General features: G+C 65.4%; 15 protein-coding genes. 9 read left to right on the forward strand and 6 right to left on the reverse strand.

Annotated features, from left to right (window positions below; all coding sequences use genetic code 11):
- Positions 1–63: 63 nt before the first annotated feature.
- The 7 genes from CRO50_RS13590 (at position 64) to infC (ending at position 5,829) form a co-directional block, all read left to right on the forward strand.
- Entirely contained in the window at positions 64–1,077 is a 1,014-nt protein-coding gene (locus tag CRO50_RS13590; protein ID WP_244904244.1) for a siroheme synthase, read from the forward strand.
- Complete coding sequence (locus tag CRO50_RS13595; protein WP_097146466.1) at positions 1,077–1,376, forward strand: DUF2849 domain-containing protein; 300 nt, start codon at positions 1,077–1,079, stop codon at positions 1,374–1,376. The genes CRO50_RS13590 and CRO50_RS13595 overlap by 1 nt, the downstream gene beginning before the upstream one ends.
- A gap of 1 nt (position 1,377) precedes the next feature.
- Positions 1,378–3,039: a nitrite/sulfite reductase gene (locus CRO50_RS13600; RefSeq protein WP_097146467.1), complete on the forward strand. Its 1,662-nt coding sequence runs from the start codon at positions 1,378–1,380 to the stop codon at positions 3,037–3,039.
- Positions 3,029–3,793, forward strand: a complete 765-nt coding sequence (locus tag CRO50_RS13605) for a phosphoadenylyl-sulfate reductase (protein WP_179747288.1) — start codon at positions 3,029–3,031, stop codon at positions 3,791–3,793. The genes CRO50_RS13600 and CRO50_RS13605 overlap by 11 nt, the downstream gene beginning before the upstream one ends.
- Complete coding sequence (locus CRO50_RS13610; protein WP_097146469.1) at positions 3,790–4,173, forward strand: DUF934 domain-containing protein; 384 nt, start codon at positions 3,790–3,792, stop codon at positions 4,171–4,173. The genes CRO50_RS13605 and CRO50_RS13610 overlap by 4 nt, the downstream gene beginning before the upstream one ends.
- Before the next feature lie 61 nt (positions 4,174–4,234).
- Positions 4,235–5,083, forward strand: a complete 849-nt coding sequence (locus CRO50_RS13615) for a ferredoxin--NADP reductase (protein WP_097146470.1) — start codon at positions 4,235–4,237, stop codon at positions 5,081–5,083.
- 251 nt (positions 5,084–5,334) lie between these two features.
- The gene (gene infC, locus CRO50_RS13620) at positions 5,335–5,829 is read left to right on the forward strand and encodes a translation initiation factor IF-3 (RefSeq protein ID WP_232617715.1); all 495 of its coding nucleotides are present in this window, start codon (positions 5,335–5,337) and stop codon (positions 5,827–5,829) included.
- Positions 5,830–5,973: 144 nt separating this feature from the next.
- Here infC and CRO50_RS13625 read toward each other — a convergent pair whose 3' ends face one another.
- Positions 5,974–7,308: an aminotransferase-like domain-containing protein gene (locus CRO50_RS13625; RefSeq protein ID WP_097146472.1), complete on the reverse strand. Its 1,335-nt coding sequence runs from the start codon at positions 7,306–7,308 to the stop codon at positions 5,974–5,976.
- A gap of 91 nt (positions 7,309–7,399) precedes the next feature.
- On the opposite strand from CRO50_RS13625, the gene CRO50_RS13630 reads away from it, so the two are divergent.
- Positions 7,400–8,563, forward strand: coding sequence for an MFS transporter (locus CRO50_RS13630; protein WP_097146473.1), 1,164 nt, complete (start codon positions 7,400–7,402; stop codon positions 8,561–8,563).
- A gap of 205 nt (positions 8,564–8,768) precedes the next feature.
- Here CRO50_RS13630 and CRO50_RS13635 read toward each other — a convergent pair whose 3' ends face one another.
- The 5 genes from CRO50_RS13635 to CRO50_RS13655 all read right to left on the reverse strand — a co-directional run bounded on the left by CRO50_RS13635 (position 8,769) and on the right by CRO50_RS13655 (position 13,595).
- The gene (locus CRO50_RS13635; protein ID WP_143516923.1) at positions 8,769–9,227 is read right to left on the reverse strand and encodes a GNAT family N-acetyltransferase; all 459 of its coding nucleotides are present in this window, start codon (positions 9,225–9,227) and stop codon (positions 8,769–8,771) included.
- On the reverse strand, positions 9,224–9,685 hold the full coding sequence (locus tag CRO50_RS13640) for a (2Fe-2S)-binding protein (protein ID WP_097146475.1): 462 nt from the start codon (positions 9,683–9,685) through the stop codon (positions 9,224–9,226). The genes CRO50_RS13635 and CRO50_RS13640 overlap by 4 nt, the downstream gene beginning before the upstream one ends.
- A gap of 72 nt (positions 9,686–9,757) precedes the next feature.
- Positions 9,758–10,756: a molybdopterin-binding protein gene (locus tag CRO50_RS13645; protein ID WP_097146476.1), complete on the reverse strand. Its 999-nt coding sequence runs from the start codon at positions 10,754–10,756 to the stop codon at positions 9,758–9,760.
- Positions 10,753–11,718, reverse strand: coding sequence for an XdhC family protein (locus CRO50_RS13650; protein ID WP_097146477.1), 966 nt, complete (start codon positions 11,716–11,718; stop codon positions 10,753–10,755). Before CRO50_RS13650 ends, CRO50_RS13645 begins: the two co-directional genes overlap by 4 nt.
- Before the next feature lie 128 nt (positions 11,719–11,846).
- Positions 11,847–13,595, reverse strand: a complete 1,749-nt coding sequence (locus tag CRO50_RS13655) for an OmpA family protein (RefSeq protein WP_097146478.1) — start codon at positions 13,593–13,595, stop codon at positions 11,847–11,849.
- Between the two features lie 336 nt (positions 13,596–13,931).
- On the opposite strand from CRO50_RS13655, the gene CRO50_RS13660 reads away from it, so the two are divergent.
- Positions 13,932–14,963: a glycosyltransferase family 2 protein gene (locus CRO50_RS13660; RefSeq protein ID WP_097146479.1), complete on the forward strand. Its 1,032-nt coding sequence runs from the start codon at positions 13,932–13,934 to the stop codon at positions 14,961–14,963.
- The last annotated feature ends 9 nt before the right edge of the window (positions 14,964–14,972 follow it).

Here is a 14,972-nt window from a genome sequence, read left to right on the forward strand (position 1 = left end):
GGCATAGGAATATTTCCTATTTTAGGAGCAAGTCAACGCCACGGCTCCGCCCTGGCGAATGTCATGCAACAGGGATCTTCGATGCGACACTTTCCGATCTTCCTCGACATGGACCGCGCCCGCGTGGTCCTTTCGGGTGGCGGTGAGGCAGCGCTGGCAAAGCTGCGGCTGCTGCTGAAGACCCGCGCCCGCATCACGCTCCATGCCGAGGCGGTCCGCCCCGAGATCCGCGCCTTCGCCGAGGCGGGCCGGATCACCTGGACCACCGCGCCGCTGACGCCCTCGGCGCTGGCCGGTGCGCAGCTGGTCTATGCCGCCGACGAGGACGCGCTGGCGGATGCCGCCACCGTCGAGATCGCCAAGGCCGCCGGCGTGCTTTGGAACGTGGTCGACGACCTTGAGGCCTCGGCCTTCATCACGCCCGCCATGGTCGACCGCGCGCCGCTGACCGTCGCCATCGGCACCGAGGGTGCGGCCCCCATGTTGGCCCGCGCCGTCAAGCGCCACCTGGAAGAGCACCTGCCCCAGAGCACCGCCGAGCTGACCCGCGCCGCCCGCGATTTCCGCGCCGAGGCCGAGGCCCTGCCCCATGGGCTGCCGCGCCGCAGCTTCTGGTCCGACTGGTTCGAGACCGCGGGCCCCGCCGCGCTGGAAGAGAACCAGCCGCTGGAGGACGCCCTTGCGGCGCTGCTTGCCCGCCATCTTGCCGCCGAGGCGCCCGAGGGTCGCATCACGCTGACCTTCACCGGCTCGGACGATCCCGACCTGCTGACGATGAAGGCCCGCCGCGCCCTCGATCGCGCCGATGTGGTGATCCACGATGCCGCGATTTCGCCGGCGGTGCTGGAGCTTGCGCGCCGCGAGGCGCGGCTGGTTTCGCTGGCCCGGCCGACCGAAGTGCCGCCTCTTCATCAGCTTCTCATTCTGGAGGCTGACGTTGGTGCCCATGTGGTCTATCTGGGAGCCGGGCCGCTGCCCCGTGGCCTTGCAGACCACTGTCGCCGCGCCGGCCTGACCGTCGATATCATTCCCGGCCTTCCCGCTTCCGATGCGGGTCAATTGAAGGAAACCGCCTGATGCCCCGTCCCTTCACCCCGAAAGTCATCACTGCCAATGCGCTGCTGGAAGGCGACGTTGTCTATTACACCGCTGACGACCAGTGGACCCGTCACCTGTCCGAGGCCGAGCTTCTGACCGATGAGGCCCATGCCGAGCTGCGCCTGATCGAGGCCTCGGCCCAGCAACACCTCGCTGTCGGCGTCTATCTCGCCGATATGGCCGCGGGCGAAAACGGCCCCGAACCCACCCACTTCCGCGAGGATTTCCGGCGCACCGGCCCCTCGAACTACGCCCACGGAAAGCAAGTAGAGCTCTGAGATGTACCGCTACAACGACTTCGACGCCGCATTTCTCGCCGACCGCAACAGCCAGTTCCGCCAGCAGGTCGCACGCCGTATCGACGGCTCGCTGACCGAGGATGAGTTCAAGCCGCTGCGCCTGATGAACGGCCTCTATCTTCAGCTCCACGCCTACATGCTGCGCGTGGCGATTCCCTATGGCACCCTGGGCGCGGCCCAGATGCGCCAGCTGGCCCATGTGGCGGACAAGTGGGACAAGGGCTATGGCCATTTCACCACCCGTCAGAACATCCAGTACAACTGGCCGAAGCTGCCGGATGTGCCGGATATCCTGGACAGCCTGGCCGAGGTGCAGCTGCACGCCATCCAGACCTCCGGCAACACGATCCGCAACGTGACCGCCGACCATTTCGCCGGCGCTGCCGCCGATGAGGTCGCCGATCCCCGCCCCGTGGCCGAACTGCTGCGCCAGTGGTCCACCGACCACCCGGAATTCCAGTTCCTGCCGCGCAAGTTCAAGTTCGCCGTCACCGGCTCCGAGACCGACCGCGCGGTGATCCGTGCCCATGACATCGGCATCCAGCTGGTCGAGAAGGACGGCAAGCGCGGCTACCGCGTGCTGGTCGGCGGCGGCCTGGGCCGCACGCCGGTCATCGGCAAGGTGATCCGCGACTTCCTGCCCGAGGAAGACCTGCTGCCCTATTCCGAGGCCATCGTCAGCACCTACAACGTGCTCGGCCGCCGCGACAACAAGTACAAGGCGCGGATCAAGATCACCGTCAACGAGAACGGCCTCGACACCTACCGCGAGCTGACCGAGAAGCGTTTCGCCGAGCTGAAGCCGCTGTTCTCTGGCGTCGACCAGGAGATGCTGGAAGGCATCCGCGCGCACTTCGCGCCGCCCGCTTTCCGCAATGCTCCGACCGATGCCTATGAGGCCGCCCGCGCCGCCGACCCGGTGTTCCGCGCCTGGGCCGATACCAACCTCTCCGAGCACAAGGCCGAGGGCTATGCCATCGTCTCGATCTCGCTGAAGAAGCACGGCGAGACGCCGGGCGATGCAACCTCGGCCCAGATGCGCGCCATCGCCGACCTGGCCGAGCAATACGGCCACGACGATATCCGCATCAGCCACGAGCAGAACGTGATCCTGCCCCATGTGCACAAGTCGGACCTGCCGGCGCTCCATGCGGAGCTGAAGAAGCACGATCTGGCCACCGCCAACATCGGGCTGGTGTCGGATATCATCGCCTGCCCCGGCATGGACTACTGCGCCCTCGCCACCGCGCGCTCGATCCCCGTCGCCCAGCAGATCGCCGAGCGTTTCGACGCGCTGAAGCTGGAGCACGAGATCGGCCCGCTGAAGATCAAGATCTCGGGCTGCATCAACGCCTGCGGTCACCACCACGTCGGCCATATCGGCATTCTCGGTCTCGATCGCGCAGGCGTCGAGAACTACCAGATCACCCTTGGCGGTGACGGCAGCGAGGATGCCACCATCGGCCAGCGCACCGGCCCCGGTTTCGCCTACGACGAGATCACCGATGCCATCGAGTCCATCCTGAAGACCTACCTTGGCCTTCGTGAAAGCGAGGAAGAGACCTTCCTCGACGCATACAAGCGCGTAGGCGCCGCCCCCTTCAAGGCCGCGCTCTACCCGGAGAAAGCGAATGCCGCCTGAAGCAGCCATGGACTTCGGTGCTCCCGGAGCCACGCCAGAACTGGAGGCGCGCATCGCGCGTCTCAACGACCGCTATCGGCACCATGGGGCGACCTCGGTGCTGGAAGCGGCGCTGAAGGATCATGACGTGGGCGATCTCGCCATGGTCTCGTCCTTCGGAGCCGAGAGCGTGGCGCTGCTGCACCTGGTCTCGGTGATCGACAACACGGTGCCGGTGCTCTTCATCGACACCCAGATGCTGTTCACCGAAACGCTGGAGTACCAGCAGGAGGTGGCCGAGCGGCTGAACCTGAAGGATGTGCGGATCGTCCGCGCCTCCGAGATGGACCTGGGCAAGCAGGACCCCGACGGGACCCTGCACCAGTTCGACACCGATGCCTGCTGCAACCTGCGCAAGACGGTGCCGCTGGAACGCGCGCTCTCGGGCTTCGACGGCTGGATCACCGGGCGCAAGCGCTTCCAGTCCTCCACCCGCGCGGCGCTGGAGTTCTTCGAGGCCGATGGTGCCGACCGGATCAAGGTCAACCCGCTGGCCCACTGGCATCCCGAGGATGTGGTGGCCTATATGGACGAGAACCGCCTGCCCCGGCACCCGCTGGTGGCCCGCGGATACCCGTCCATCGGTTGCGCGCCCTGCACCTCGCCGGTGAAACCCGGCGAAGACCCCAGGGCCGGCCGCTGGCGCGGCCAGAACAAGGAAGAATGCGGCATCCACATCGTGGATGGCAAGATCGTCAGAGGACCCCAAGCATGAGCGTCATCGTCACAGACCAGGGCTTCGCGGCCAGCGACACCGCAGCCTCCCTGCCCGAGGCAGAGGTGTTGACCCTGCCCTCCGATACCAACCCCCACGAGGTCGATTTCTCGGGCGCCAGCATGGTGCGCGTGGAATTCCCCTCCTTCGCCGACGGTCGCGGCTTCACCATCGGCCTGGTCCTGCGCCAGCGCGGTTTCACCGGCCGCCTGCGGGCCAGCGGCCACGTGATCTCGGACCAATACGCCATGGCGCGCCGTCAGGGCTTCGACGAGGTCGAGATCTCGGACGAGCTCGCCGCGCGCCAACCGGAGGAACAGTGGAAATTTCGGGCAAACTGGAAGGCAAACGACTATCAGTCCCGCCTGCGCAGCGCCTAAAGTCTTTCCAAATGGTCAAAAACGAGCTACGGCAAGGATTGAGAAGATCCTTTGTACACAAATGAATGAGATCACAGTGACCGATCAAGCAGCAGCCCCGAAAGTGCCCGCCCTCCCGGACGCCCAGAAAGTCACATTCGTGAAGCACTGGACCGACCGCCTGTTCTCGTTCCGCTGCACGCGGCCTGCCTCGCTGCGCTTCCGCTCGGGCGAGTTCGTGATGATCGGCCTTATGGGCGACCCGGACGAGAAGACCGGCCGCCAGAAGCCGATCCTGCGCGCCTATTCCATCGCCTCCCCCTCCTGGGACGAGGAAATGGAGTTCTACTCGATCAAGGTGCCGGACGGCCCGCTGACCTCGAAGCTGCAGAACATCAAGGTAGGTGACGAGATCATCCTGCGCCCCAAGCCCGTCGGCACCCTGGTGCATGACGCGCTGCTGCCCGGCAAGCGCCTGTGGTTCTTCGCCACCGGCACCGGCTTTGCCCCCTTCGCCTCGCTGCTGCGCGAACCGCAGACCTACGAGGATTACGACGAGGTGGTGATCACCCATACCTGCCGTACCGTGGGCGAGCTGACCTATGGCGCCGAGCTGATCGAAGAGATCAAGCAGGACGAGATGCTGGCGGAACTGATGGGCGAGGGCTTCTGGAAGAAGATCCGCTACTACCCCACCACCACCCGCGAAGAGAGCCCCAAGATGGGCCGTATCACCGACCTGATGCGCTCGGGCGAAGTTTTCTCGGACCTCGGCATCGAGCCGATGAACCCCGAGACCGACCGCGCCATGGTCTGCGGCAACCTGGCTTTCAACATCGACATCAAGGAGTTGCTGGAAGGCTACGGCCTCGAAGAGGGGGCAAACTCTGCCCCCAAGCAGTACGTGGTCGAGAAAGCTTTCGTGGATTGACCCACGGCGGAGTCTCCGACTTGGCTTGCGGGGCGGACCGGCTTCGGTTAACCCCCTGAGGAAATTGGGCGCGGACGGCAGGGAACCTTTGCCGTCCGTCATTCGTTTCCAAATCGACACGACCAATTGCCGCTTGAAAAGACCCGAGGGCGCGCGTATTTTGCCGCCTCAATTCGATCAACGATCAAAGGACGAAAACCATAGCTCGCAGACCTCACAACGCGCCGCCGACCCGTGACACCGGCCCCCGCGTGAACGACCGCATCCGTTGCCCCGAAGTGCGCCTGATTGGTGCCGAGGGCGAAAACGTAGGCGTTGTGCCGCCCGCTCGGGCGCTCGCCATGGCAGAAGAAGCCGGTCTCGACCTTGTCGAGATCTCGCCCAATGCCACCCCGCCGGTCTGCAAGATCATGGACTTCGGCAAGTTCAAGTACGAACAGCAGAAGCGCGAATCCGAAGCCCGGAAGAAGCAGAAGATCATCGAGGTGAAGGAGGTGAAGTTCCGCCCCGGCACCGACATTCACGACTACGAAGTGAAGATGCGCAACGTCATGAAGTTCCTGGAAAAGGGCGACAAGGTGAAGGTCACCCTGCGCTTCCGGGGCCGCGAGATGGCGCACCAGAACCTCGGCCGCGAGCTCCTCGAGCGCGTTGCGGAAGACGTGAAGGAACTCGGCAAGGTCGAGAACATGCCGAAGATGGAAGGCCGCCAGATGGTCATGATGATCGGCCCCGTCGCGCGCTGATCCCATCCTGCCTTCGAGATCGCAGAACGCCCTCCCCTTGCGGAGGGCGTTTTCTTTTGGGCTGTCCGCAAACCGTGATGGTCCGCTCTGCGGACAAAGCACCATTTCGCTGTGGCTGCACGAATGTCAGCTCTCGGAACTTTCTCACGACACGGAAGCCCTATCGACAGCTTTGCGAACTATCTGAAAGACCTCCTCCAGCTCATCTTTCGGCGCGCCGCCAAAAGCAAGCCTAAGCGCCTGGGGCACTGCAACCGTCGTTGCGAAAGGTTCTGCACCGGATACGGAAATACCGTGCTCTTTCAAACGTGTGACGATGGGTTCTGCCCGAACACCCTTTTCGAGCGGCAGCCAGGCAAAGCCTGCGTTGCGATGTGAAAGAATGGACCGTCCATCAAAAACAGTCTGGCATAGCTGCTGAAGCTCCGCGCCGTCCCGTCGCCGGGTCTCTTCTGAGTTGGCAAGTGTGCCGTCCTCCACCCAGCCCGAGACCAGACCGGAAATCAGCGCCGGGGCGTTCCAAGTCGTCGCCCTGATCGCTTCAAGCAATCTGTCTGTGTGGGTCATAGGAGCGATCAAGTATCCCAGACGCAACCCTGTGGCGAGACTTTTAGAGAAGCCCCCTACGTGGACCGTTCGTTCCGGCGCGAGAGCGATGAGGCTTGGTGGTGGGTCCGGCTCCAAAAAAGCGTAGGCCGCGTCTTCTATGAGCAATAGGTCATGCGCGCGCGCGACCTCGACCAGACGCAGGCGTGTTGCCTCATCCATAACCGAACCCAAGGGGTTGTGAACCGTCGGCATCAGATAAACCGCCCGCAGCTTGCGCGCGCGACACTTTCGTTCCAGATCGTCCGGCTCCATCACGCCGTGCCGTCCCTCGACGGGAACAAGATCAAGGCCCTGCAACGCCGCAATGGATTTGAAGCCGGGGTAAGTCAGGGTGTCGGTTGCGATCCTGTCGCCGCGTCCCAAAAGCCCAAGGGCGATGGTTGCCAGCCCATGCTGACCGCCTGACGTGACCAGAAGGCATTCGGGGTCGATAGAACCAAGGGTCGCGGCAAGGCATTCGGCAATAATCCGGCGTTCGTGCGTCCGCCCGCCGTGGGGCTGGTAGCGCAGCATCGCCTCAAGGTCGCCCGCCGCCGCAAGTCGCCGCAGGCCCGTCCGCAACATATCCGCATCGGCCGCGTCCCCCGGCATGTTGAAAACCAGGTCAATGAGGCCATCGCTGGCGGTCTGTCGGACCCCCAGCGTAGGAGGTAGTCCGCGGTCTCGCACGAAGGTGCCACGACCAGCTTCGCCGACAATCAGGTCTCTCCGCTCCAGCTCCCCATAAGCACGAGTCGCAGTGGCAAGAGCCACATTGAACTGTTCCGCAAACGCGCGATGTGTGGGCAGTTTCGTGCCAGGGGCCAGCTTGCCCTCTTGAATCGCGGTCGAGACCAGGTCGGCGAGGCGTATGTAACGGGCTTTCCTCATATTCTCACTGTATCTAGTACAATCAAAAAATTGTCATACTTGTTATCTCATGGCATTCCGATCTCGAGTCAATCTTCGAGGTCCGCGCCCCATGTCCAAACTGATCCCCGTTTCGCTGCTCGCTCTTGGCCTTTTCACGGTGACGTTCGCCGTGAACCTTCAGGCTCCGCTCTATGATGCCTATGCAGCGGAAAGTGATGTCGGGGCGACGGCGGTGACGTTTGCGTTCGCGGCCTATGTCGGGGGTCTCATGCCGACGCTCTTGCTGCTCGGTGGGCTGTCGGACCGGATTGGACGACGGGTCCCGATTGCGCTGGCGTTGATCCTAGGCGCAGTGGCGACGGCGCTTCTCGTACAGGTGCCAAGCTGGAGAAGTCTTGTCGTCGCGCGCTTCCTGCTCGGAATCGGAACCGGTCTGGCGACAACCGCCGGGACGGCCTACATGACGGAAATTCTCGGCTCTGACCGCGCGAAGAATGCCGCCCTGATCGTGACCTCAGCTACATCTCTCGGCTTTGGCGGCGGCGCTCTGGCGACCGGTATCAGCCTCGGGGTACAGGGTCCGACGCTTCTGCCTGCCAGCTACATCGCCCTGTTCGTGGCGGCTCCGGTCCTCGCCGTAATTGCCCTCGGACTGCCCCGAATGGACAAGCCTCGCCCCGTGTCCCTTCTGCGCCTGCCGGTCTTCCCTTCCGGCACATGGATGTTCGGGGCCGCAATGGCGCTCGCCTGGTCCACGACCGGCATCACCATCGCGGTCATTCCGCTGGAGCTTGCCGCGAACGATCTCGGTGGGTGGACGGGCCTTGTCATCTTCCTGGCGATCTTCGTAGGATTTCTCTGCCAACCGATTGCCCGGCGCGTGACCAACGACCGCGCGCTCGCCCTCGGGTTCGTATTGATCCCACTCGGCTTTCTCGTCCTTCTGGCCGGAGTGTGGTTGAAGATTCTGGCATTCGTTCTTGTCGGCACCTGCATCACCAGCGCGGCCAGCTACGGCTTCACCTATCTCGCTTCATTGGCGGAAGTTTCATTGCGTGCGCCGGACGACCGAGCAAGGGCGACCGCGGGTCTGTTCGTCTATGCGTATTTCGGGTTCTCGCTTCCCGTGATCGCTAGTGGCGCACTGGCCGATATGCTTGGCCTTCTGTCGGCGATGGTGGTGTTCGCAGCGGCCCAGATCACGGTCACGGCGATCATCGTGATGATATGGAAACGAGGGGTCGTTCCATCCTTCGCCGCCGTACCGGACTAACGAAGCTGCCATTCGCGCATTGCGCGGCATTCGGTACAATGGGCTCGAAACGGACCTTCGCCGCGCAGCAATCAAAAGGCTCGGCGTGCAGGGCGAGATTGACCAACACGTGCTCCCCCCTCTTCCTTTTCGCCCTGCCCTGCAGCGGCGGTGGAACGTTGAGGATGAGCCTTCAGCGGCCCGGCAAACAGGCCAGCCAGTGCGGTCAGGGTTTCATCTGGAAATGCAGCCGGGCGACACCCTCGTCGCCATGGGTCTCTTGCAGCATCTCGCCACCGGCGGCGGCCACGGCACGGGGCCAGAAGAGCCGCGCGGCGGCATTGCCGGCCAGGATGCCGATCTGCCAGAGGCCGGGGTTCTGCGCGAAGATATGCGCCGCGGCCGCCTGCCCAAGGCCCGCGCGCCGCGCCTCGGGACGGATATAGAATTCGGCCACCTGGCGCACCGGCACGCCGTCGGAGCCAGAGGTTTCGAGCTGTCGGATCAGCGCGAAGCCCTGGGGCTCGGAAGCGCCGATCACCCAGGGCTGACGGTCCGGCGCCTGCCAGTAGAGATCGAAATGGGCATAGTCCTGCGCGGCACTGCCCGACAGCTCGGACAGATAGGGCGTCAGCATCTGCTCCAGCGCTGCCCGGTCCTGGGGCTGCGCCGGCCGTGCGCTCACAGCTGCCCAGAGGCCGCCAGAGCTGCGCGGACGATGTTGTGATAGCCGGTGCAACGACAGATGTTGCCCTGGAGATACTCGCGGATCTCGTGCTCCGCGGGCTTGGGGTTTTCTTTCAGCAGCGCGGTCAGGGACATCACCATGCCCGGCGTGCAGAAGCCGCATTGCAGCCCGTGCTCGTCCTGGAAGGCCTGTTGCAGGGGGGTGAGCTTGCCGTCCTCGGCCAGCCCCTCGATCGTGGTGACCGCCGTGCCCTCGGCCTCGACCGCGAGCATGGTGCAGGATTTCACCTGCTCGCCGTCCACATGGACCGTGCAGGCGCCGCACTGGCTGGTATCACAGCCCACATGGGTGCCGGTCAGGCCCAGGCCCTCGCGCAGGAAGTCCACCAGAAGGGTCCGGGGCTCGACCTCTCCCGAGACGGTTTTTCCGTTCACTTGCAGGCTGATATTGGTCATCGGCTCCCCCGTCGCTTCGGTTGCTTGGGGCACTGAACCATGGTGACGGCAGGGGGGCAAGACCCCCCGGCCTCATTTCGGATCACGTGGCTGCGGTCGGGTGGGAATTTCCTTCAGAAGTCCGCCGACACCCATGGCGGCAATCTGCGCCGAGGTGACCTCGACCCCGCACAGCAGCCGCTCCAGCACCCAATCGGCCCCGTTGAGCGCAGGGCTGCGGGCGCAGCCCGGCAGGCCGATCACCGGACAGCCCGCCAGATCACCGAGGAACAGCAGGTTGCCGGGGTCGACGGGCATGCCGAAGCGGATCATCTGCCCGCCTGCGTGACGCAGTGCGGCAGGCCCCACGTCATCGGGGTCGGAGGTGGCCGAGCCGGTCAGCAGCAGGATCAGGTCGCTTGCGGCAGCATCGCGCGCCGCGGCCAGCGCCAGCGAAAGGCTCTCTTCGTCATGAGAGACATTGCTTTCCGCCACCAGCCCGGCGCCCAGGCGTTCCAGCCGTTCAGAGATGGCGCGCGGGCCATTGCCGGCCATCTGCTCTCCGACGAAGCTCTGGATCAGGGTCACCCTTGGGCGGGCGAGACCGCAAAGAGCCAGGGCCCCGCGCCCGGCCCCGCGCGCCGCGCTCAGCGCCTGTCCGGGCACGGCATAGGAGATGATCTTGACCGTCGCCACCATGCCCCCCCGCGCCATGCGCTGCCATTCGGGCACCGTGGCGAGGGTGATCATCGGGTGGATCGCATTGACCGCCTGCACCTTGGCGGCATCGATCCGCGCCACCCCCGGTGCCTCGGCGAAAAGGTTCACCCGGCCGGTGCCGGGTCGTCCGATCTTCAGGCCCGAGCCCTCGGGCGCCAGCGCCTGCGCCAGCTCAAGCGCCGCCGCATCCTCATGCACGTCGCCCTCTTCCAGCTGCGCGGCGACCACTTCGGAAACGCCGAAATACCGCATCTTTTCAACGGCCTCCGCGTCGATCTTCATGCCCTTCCTCAACCGGCCCTCGGGCAGGTCCAGCGAATGGGCCAGGATCGCGCCCAGGGCCTGGTCCAGCGGCACGGGTCCGAATTTCATCCCGACTGCCTCAGGCTCTGCACCATCTCCGCCAGGATCGAGACCGCGATCTCTGCCGGGTTGGCAGCGCCGATATCCAGCCCCACCGGGCCATGAATGCGCCCCAGGTCAGCGTCCGAGAACCCCGCCTCTCGCATCCGCTCCAGCCGCTTGGCATGGGTGCGGGTCGAGCCGAGCGCCCCGATGTAGAAAGCATCCGAGCGCAGCCCGGCGATCAGCGCCGGGTCGTCCAACTTCGGGTCATGGGTCAACAGCACCAGCGCCGTGCGCAGGTCCATGGGCTGATCCGCGATCACCTCGTCCGGCCAGTCATTCACCAGGGTGGTGTCGGGGAACCGGGCCGCGGTGGCGAAACTGTCGCGCGGGTCGATCACCGTGGCCGCGAAACCGGTCATCCGCGCCATGGGCACCAGCGCCTGGGCGATATGCACCGCGCCGATCACCAGCAGCCGCAGCGGCGGCGTCTGCACGGCGATGAAGCGCCCCTCTTCGTCGAGGCCGGAGCGGTCCTTGCGGAAGCGTTCGTCATGGCCTTCGCTGGTCACCTCGACCATCTGGCCCGAAGGGTCCGAGATCAGCCCCACCGGCCGCCGCGCGGCGCGCGCCTCGACCAGCGCCTCGAGCATCTCGACGGGGATCGCCGTTCCCACGGGCTGCACCAGCACCCGGATCGTACCGCCGCAGGCCAGGCCCACGGCGAAGGCATCGCCGTCCGAGACACCGTACTCCAGCATCCTCGGCGCGCCCGCTTCCAGCGCCTCGAGCGCCTCGAGCACCACCGCGCCCTCGACACAGCCGCCCGAGACCGAGCCTGCCATCTCGCCCGTGCCCGAGATCGCCAGCTGGCTGCCGGTGCGCCGGGGCGCAGAGCCCCAGGTCTCGACCACCGTGGCCAGCACGGCGCCGCGCCCCGCGCGGTGCCAGTCCAATGCCTGTTCGGGAATGTCGTCGAAGCGTTCCATGGCCTGCTCCCCTGTCCGGGCAAAGTCTAGGAGCGGCCAGGGACAGGGGCAAGCCGATAGCGGGGCCGATGCGGAAAGGGCCGCTCCGAGGAGCGGCCCTTTGCCTTTTTCTTCAATCAGATGCGCGTTCAGCTGCCTTGCAGAAGCTGCGTGATGCGACGCACCACGGCGCGACGGTTGGCCCGTTCGGCATCCTGCGTGGCGATCTTCAGATCACCTTCGCCATAGCCCTGAACGATCATGTTCTCGGGCGGGACGTCGAAATACTCGGTCAGTGCCAGCGCCAGGCTCTCGGCGCGGCGGTCCGACAGGGCAAGGTTGTAGCTGGCCGAGCCGACCGCATCGGTGTGGCCTTCGACCAGGAAGACCTCGGAGGGGTTCTCGGCGATCATCGCCGACATTGCCTGGCCCAGTTCAGCCAGATCGCGGGCTTCTTCGGCACGGATCACGGCGCTGCCGGTCTCGAAGTTGACGTTGTCGACGTTGATCTCGGGCACCAGGTTGCGCACCGCGCGGATGTCGCGGACCTGGCCCAGAGAGAAGGCGCGGTCGACGCCGGTGCGGTACTGGTTCAGCGCCTGCTCAAGCTCTGCCGCATTGCGGTTCTGGACCTGAAGCTCGCGCTTCGGGGCCTCGGGCAGATCATCGACACGGACGGCCTCGATCTGGCGGGTATCGTCAAACAGACGCACCTCGGTGCCATCGGGCAGGATGCGCGTGCGGCGCAGCACCGTGCCGTCGGCGGCACGGATCGTCACCACGCGCGAACCGTCGTCACGGGTCACCGTGCTGCGGGTCGAGCCATCCGAGAAGGTCTCGGTGCGCACGTCGCTGCCGGGGCGGCGCAGCAGTTCGTCGTCGTCCTTCAGCACCACGTAGCGGCCATCACGTTCAACCACGACACGGTCACCGGAGTTGCTGACCACCTTGTCGCCGTTGTTCATGATCTTGCCGACCGCATAGGCGCCAAGACCCACGATCGCGGCCTTGCCGAGCGCGTCGAGCAGCTCGTTGCGACCATCGTCCTTGGCCTGTTGCTCGGCCTGCGGAGCTTCTTCGTTGACGCTGGTCTCGAACTCCTCGGAGGAGGAGCGGCTAGTCTGTTCGGTCACCTGCTGCTCTTCGACCTCGGCGGCCTCGGCCCCTTCCTGGGCGGCGGCGGTGGTTTGCAGCTCTTCCTGGCGGGCGGCCTGCTCTTCGGCACGGCGCGCGTCCTCTTCAAGCTTCTCTTCCTCGGTCATCGGTGCCGATTCCGCGGAGTCTTCGGAAGCTTCCTCGGCGGGGGCCTCGACAGGCGCCTCGGCGGTGTCCTCTGCAGCCGGCTCAGGCGCAGGCTCTGCCTCGGTCTCGGCTTCCAGCTCAACCTCGGCCTCGGCTTCGGGGGCCGGTTCGACTTCCGCTTCGGGGGCCGGTTCGGCTTCGGGCTCTGCCTCGGGGGTGGTCTCTTCGACCTGACCTTCCTCGGAGCTCTCGCCGGTGATCGCATCGAGCGCGCCCTGCAGCCCTTGCTCGACCTGCGGCAGCAGGCCCTCTTCCGGGGCAGGCTCTTCGGCGGCAGGTTCTTCCGCCGGGGCTTCGGCCTCTGCGGCCGGGGCTTCTTCGGCGGGGGCTTCTTCGGTCAGGGCCTCCGGCTCGGCTTCCGGGGCGGGCTCGGCCTCAGGCGCGGGTTCCTCGGCCGGGGCCAGAGGCTCCAGCTGCTCGGCCAGCGCATCGGCGATACATTGCGTCAGGGCATCGCCCTCCAGCGTGTCACAGGCCTCGCGGGCCGCCTCTTCGGGCGAGAGGCTCTCTTCCTCCTGCGCCATGGGGATCGAGGGCATTGCCAGCGACAGGCTGAGCGCCAGCGCCGTTCCGTTCCTGAGAAGTCGCATCGTCATTCCCGTGTCCTTTCATCTGTCGTCCGTCAAAGCGGTCCGTCAGCTAGACAACACCGACCCCCCGCATTCGGTTCAATCACGAGCGCGAGACGGCGCCTCGCACACTTCAACTTCATCGCGCAACCTACGGTAGATAAATGGCTTTCCCCGCCCCAAACGGGCAACATTTATCCCCTTCGCCCCCACATCCGGCCAATTGACGCAAGGATCGGAAATTGCGATCCTGCGCTACAAGAAGAACCGAAACCGGCAGGCATGCCGCGCAATGGCGCGGCAAGGGCGGATCGCGATGACCATCAAGGCCAGAGACAGCCGCATCCCGGCGGGGGGTGCGTGATGCGCATCACCGCGCTCACCTGCGTGAAGAACGAGGGGCCCTTCCTGCTGGAATGGATCGCCTTCAACCGCCTCATCGGCGTGACGGATTTTCTTTTCTATTCAAACGACTGCACCGACGGCACCGACCGGCTCCTGGACCGGCTGCGCGATCATGGCGTGGTGCGGCACCGCCAGAACCCCGCCGAGGGGCGCAACTACCAGATGGAGGCGCTGAAGGATGCGGCACTGCGGCGCCCCATCGTGAAGAACGCCGATTGGGTGTGGATCGCGGATGTGGACGAGTTCCTCAACATCCACGCCGGCGATCATACCATACCTTCCCTGATCGAGGCCTGTGGCGATCCGCAGGCGATCTCGGTCAATTTCCAGTTCTTCGGCAATGGCGGCGTCGAGCACTTCGAGGACCGCCCGGTGATCAGCCAGTTCACCCGCTGCCACAACCCCGACATCTGGTGCGGCGAAACCGCGATAGAGGTCAAATCCCTGGTGCGCCGCGATTTTCCCCTGCGCTACTACGGTGCGCACCGTCCCTTCATGCCGGGCCGGCTTGAGGCAGAGGACCACCCCACCTGGACCGACGGCAGCGGTCGCCCGGTGCCGCAGAAGTTCCTGCTCGCCGACAATCCGCGCCGCATCCGCAAGTTCCCGGCCCGTGGCGCGCGCAATCTTGCGACGCTGAACCACTACGCCCTGCGCTCTCTCGACAGCTACCTGGTGAAGAACGACCGGGGCGACGTGAACCGCGAAAACCGCGCCTTCGACGACACCTATTGGCGCGAGCGCGCCGATATCGCCTGGGAGGATCGCTCGATCCTGCGCTACCTGCCGGCCCTGCAACAGGAGATCCGGGCCCTGAAGGCCCTGCCCGACATCGCCGATCTGCATGACGAGGCCGTCCGCCTGCATTGCGCCCGCCGCGACGCGCTGCTGCAGCAGGCCGAATACCGGGCCATGCGCGATCAGCTGCGCGCCGCCTCCACCCTGCCGCCGCAGGAAGAGGCGCTGATGCAAGAGCTGGGGCTTGGCTAGGATGCACCG

This window comes from Pseudooceanicola antarcticus, from assembly GCF_900215355.1.
Taxonomy (GTDB): Bacteria; Pseudomonadota; Alphaproteobacteria; order Rhodobacterales; family Rhodobacteraceae; genus Pseudooceanicola; species Pseudooceanicola antarcticus.

Coding starts and splice junctions, on each gene's coding strand:
- CRO50_RS13610 (WP_097146469.1), top strand. CDS start 3,790: ATGAGCGTCATCGTCACAGACCAGGGCTTCGCGGCCAGCGACACCGCA.
- CRO50_RS13645 (WP_097146476.1), bottom strand. CDS start 10,756: ATGAAATTCGGACCCGTGCCGCTGGACCAGGCCCTGGGCGCGATCCTG.
- CRO50_RS13630 (WP_097146473.1), top strand. CDS start 7,400: ATGTCCAAACTGATCCCCGTTTCGCTGCTCGCTCTTGGCCTTTTCACG.
- CRO50_RS13660 (WP_097146479.1), top strand. CDS start 13,932: ATGCGCATCACCGCGCTCACCTGCGTGAAGAACGAGGGGCCCTTCCTG.
- CRO50_RS13655 (WP_097146478.1), bottom strand. CDS start 13,595: ATGACGATGCGACTTCTCAGGAACGGAACGGCGCTGGCGCTCAGCCTG.
- CRO50_RS13600 (WP_097146467.1), top strand. CDS start 1,378: ATGTACCGCTACAACGACTTCGACGCCGCATTTCTCGCCGACCGCAAC.
- CRO50_RS13625 (WP_097146472.1), bottom strand. CDS start 7,308: ATGAGGAAAGCCCGTTACATACGCCTCGCCGACCTGGTCTCGACCGCG.
- CRO50_RS13590 (WP_244904244.1), top strand. CDS start 64: ATGCAACAGGGATCTTCGATGCGACACTTTCCGATCTTCCTCGACATG.
- CRO50_RS13640 (WP_097146475.1), bottom strand. CDS start 9,685: ATGACCAATATCAGCCTGCAAGTGAACGGAAAAACCGTCTCGGGAGAG.
- CRO50_RS13615 (WP_097146470.1), top strand. CDS start 4,235: ATGAATGAGATCACAGTGACCGATCAAGCAGCAGCCCCGAAAGTGCCC.
- CRO50_RS13595 (WP_097146466.1), top strand. CDS start 1,077: ATGCCCCGTCCCTTCACCCCGAAAGTCATCACTGCCAATGCGCTGCTG.
- CRO50_RS13605 (WP_179747288.1), top strand. CDS start 3,029: ATGCCGCCTGAAGCAGCCATGGACTTCGGTGCTCCCGGAGCCACGCCA.
- CRO50_RS13650 (WP_097146477.1), bottom strand. CDS start 11,718: ATGGAACGCTTCGACGACATTCCCGAACAGGCATTGGACTGGCACCGC.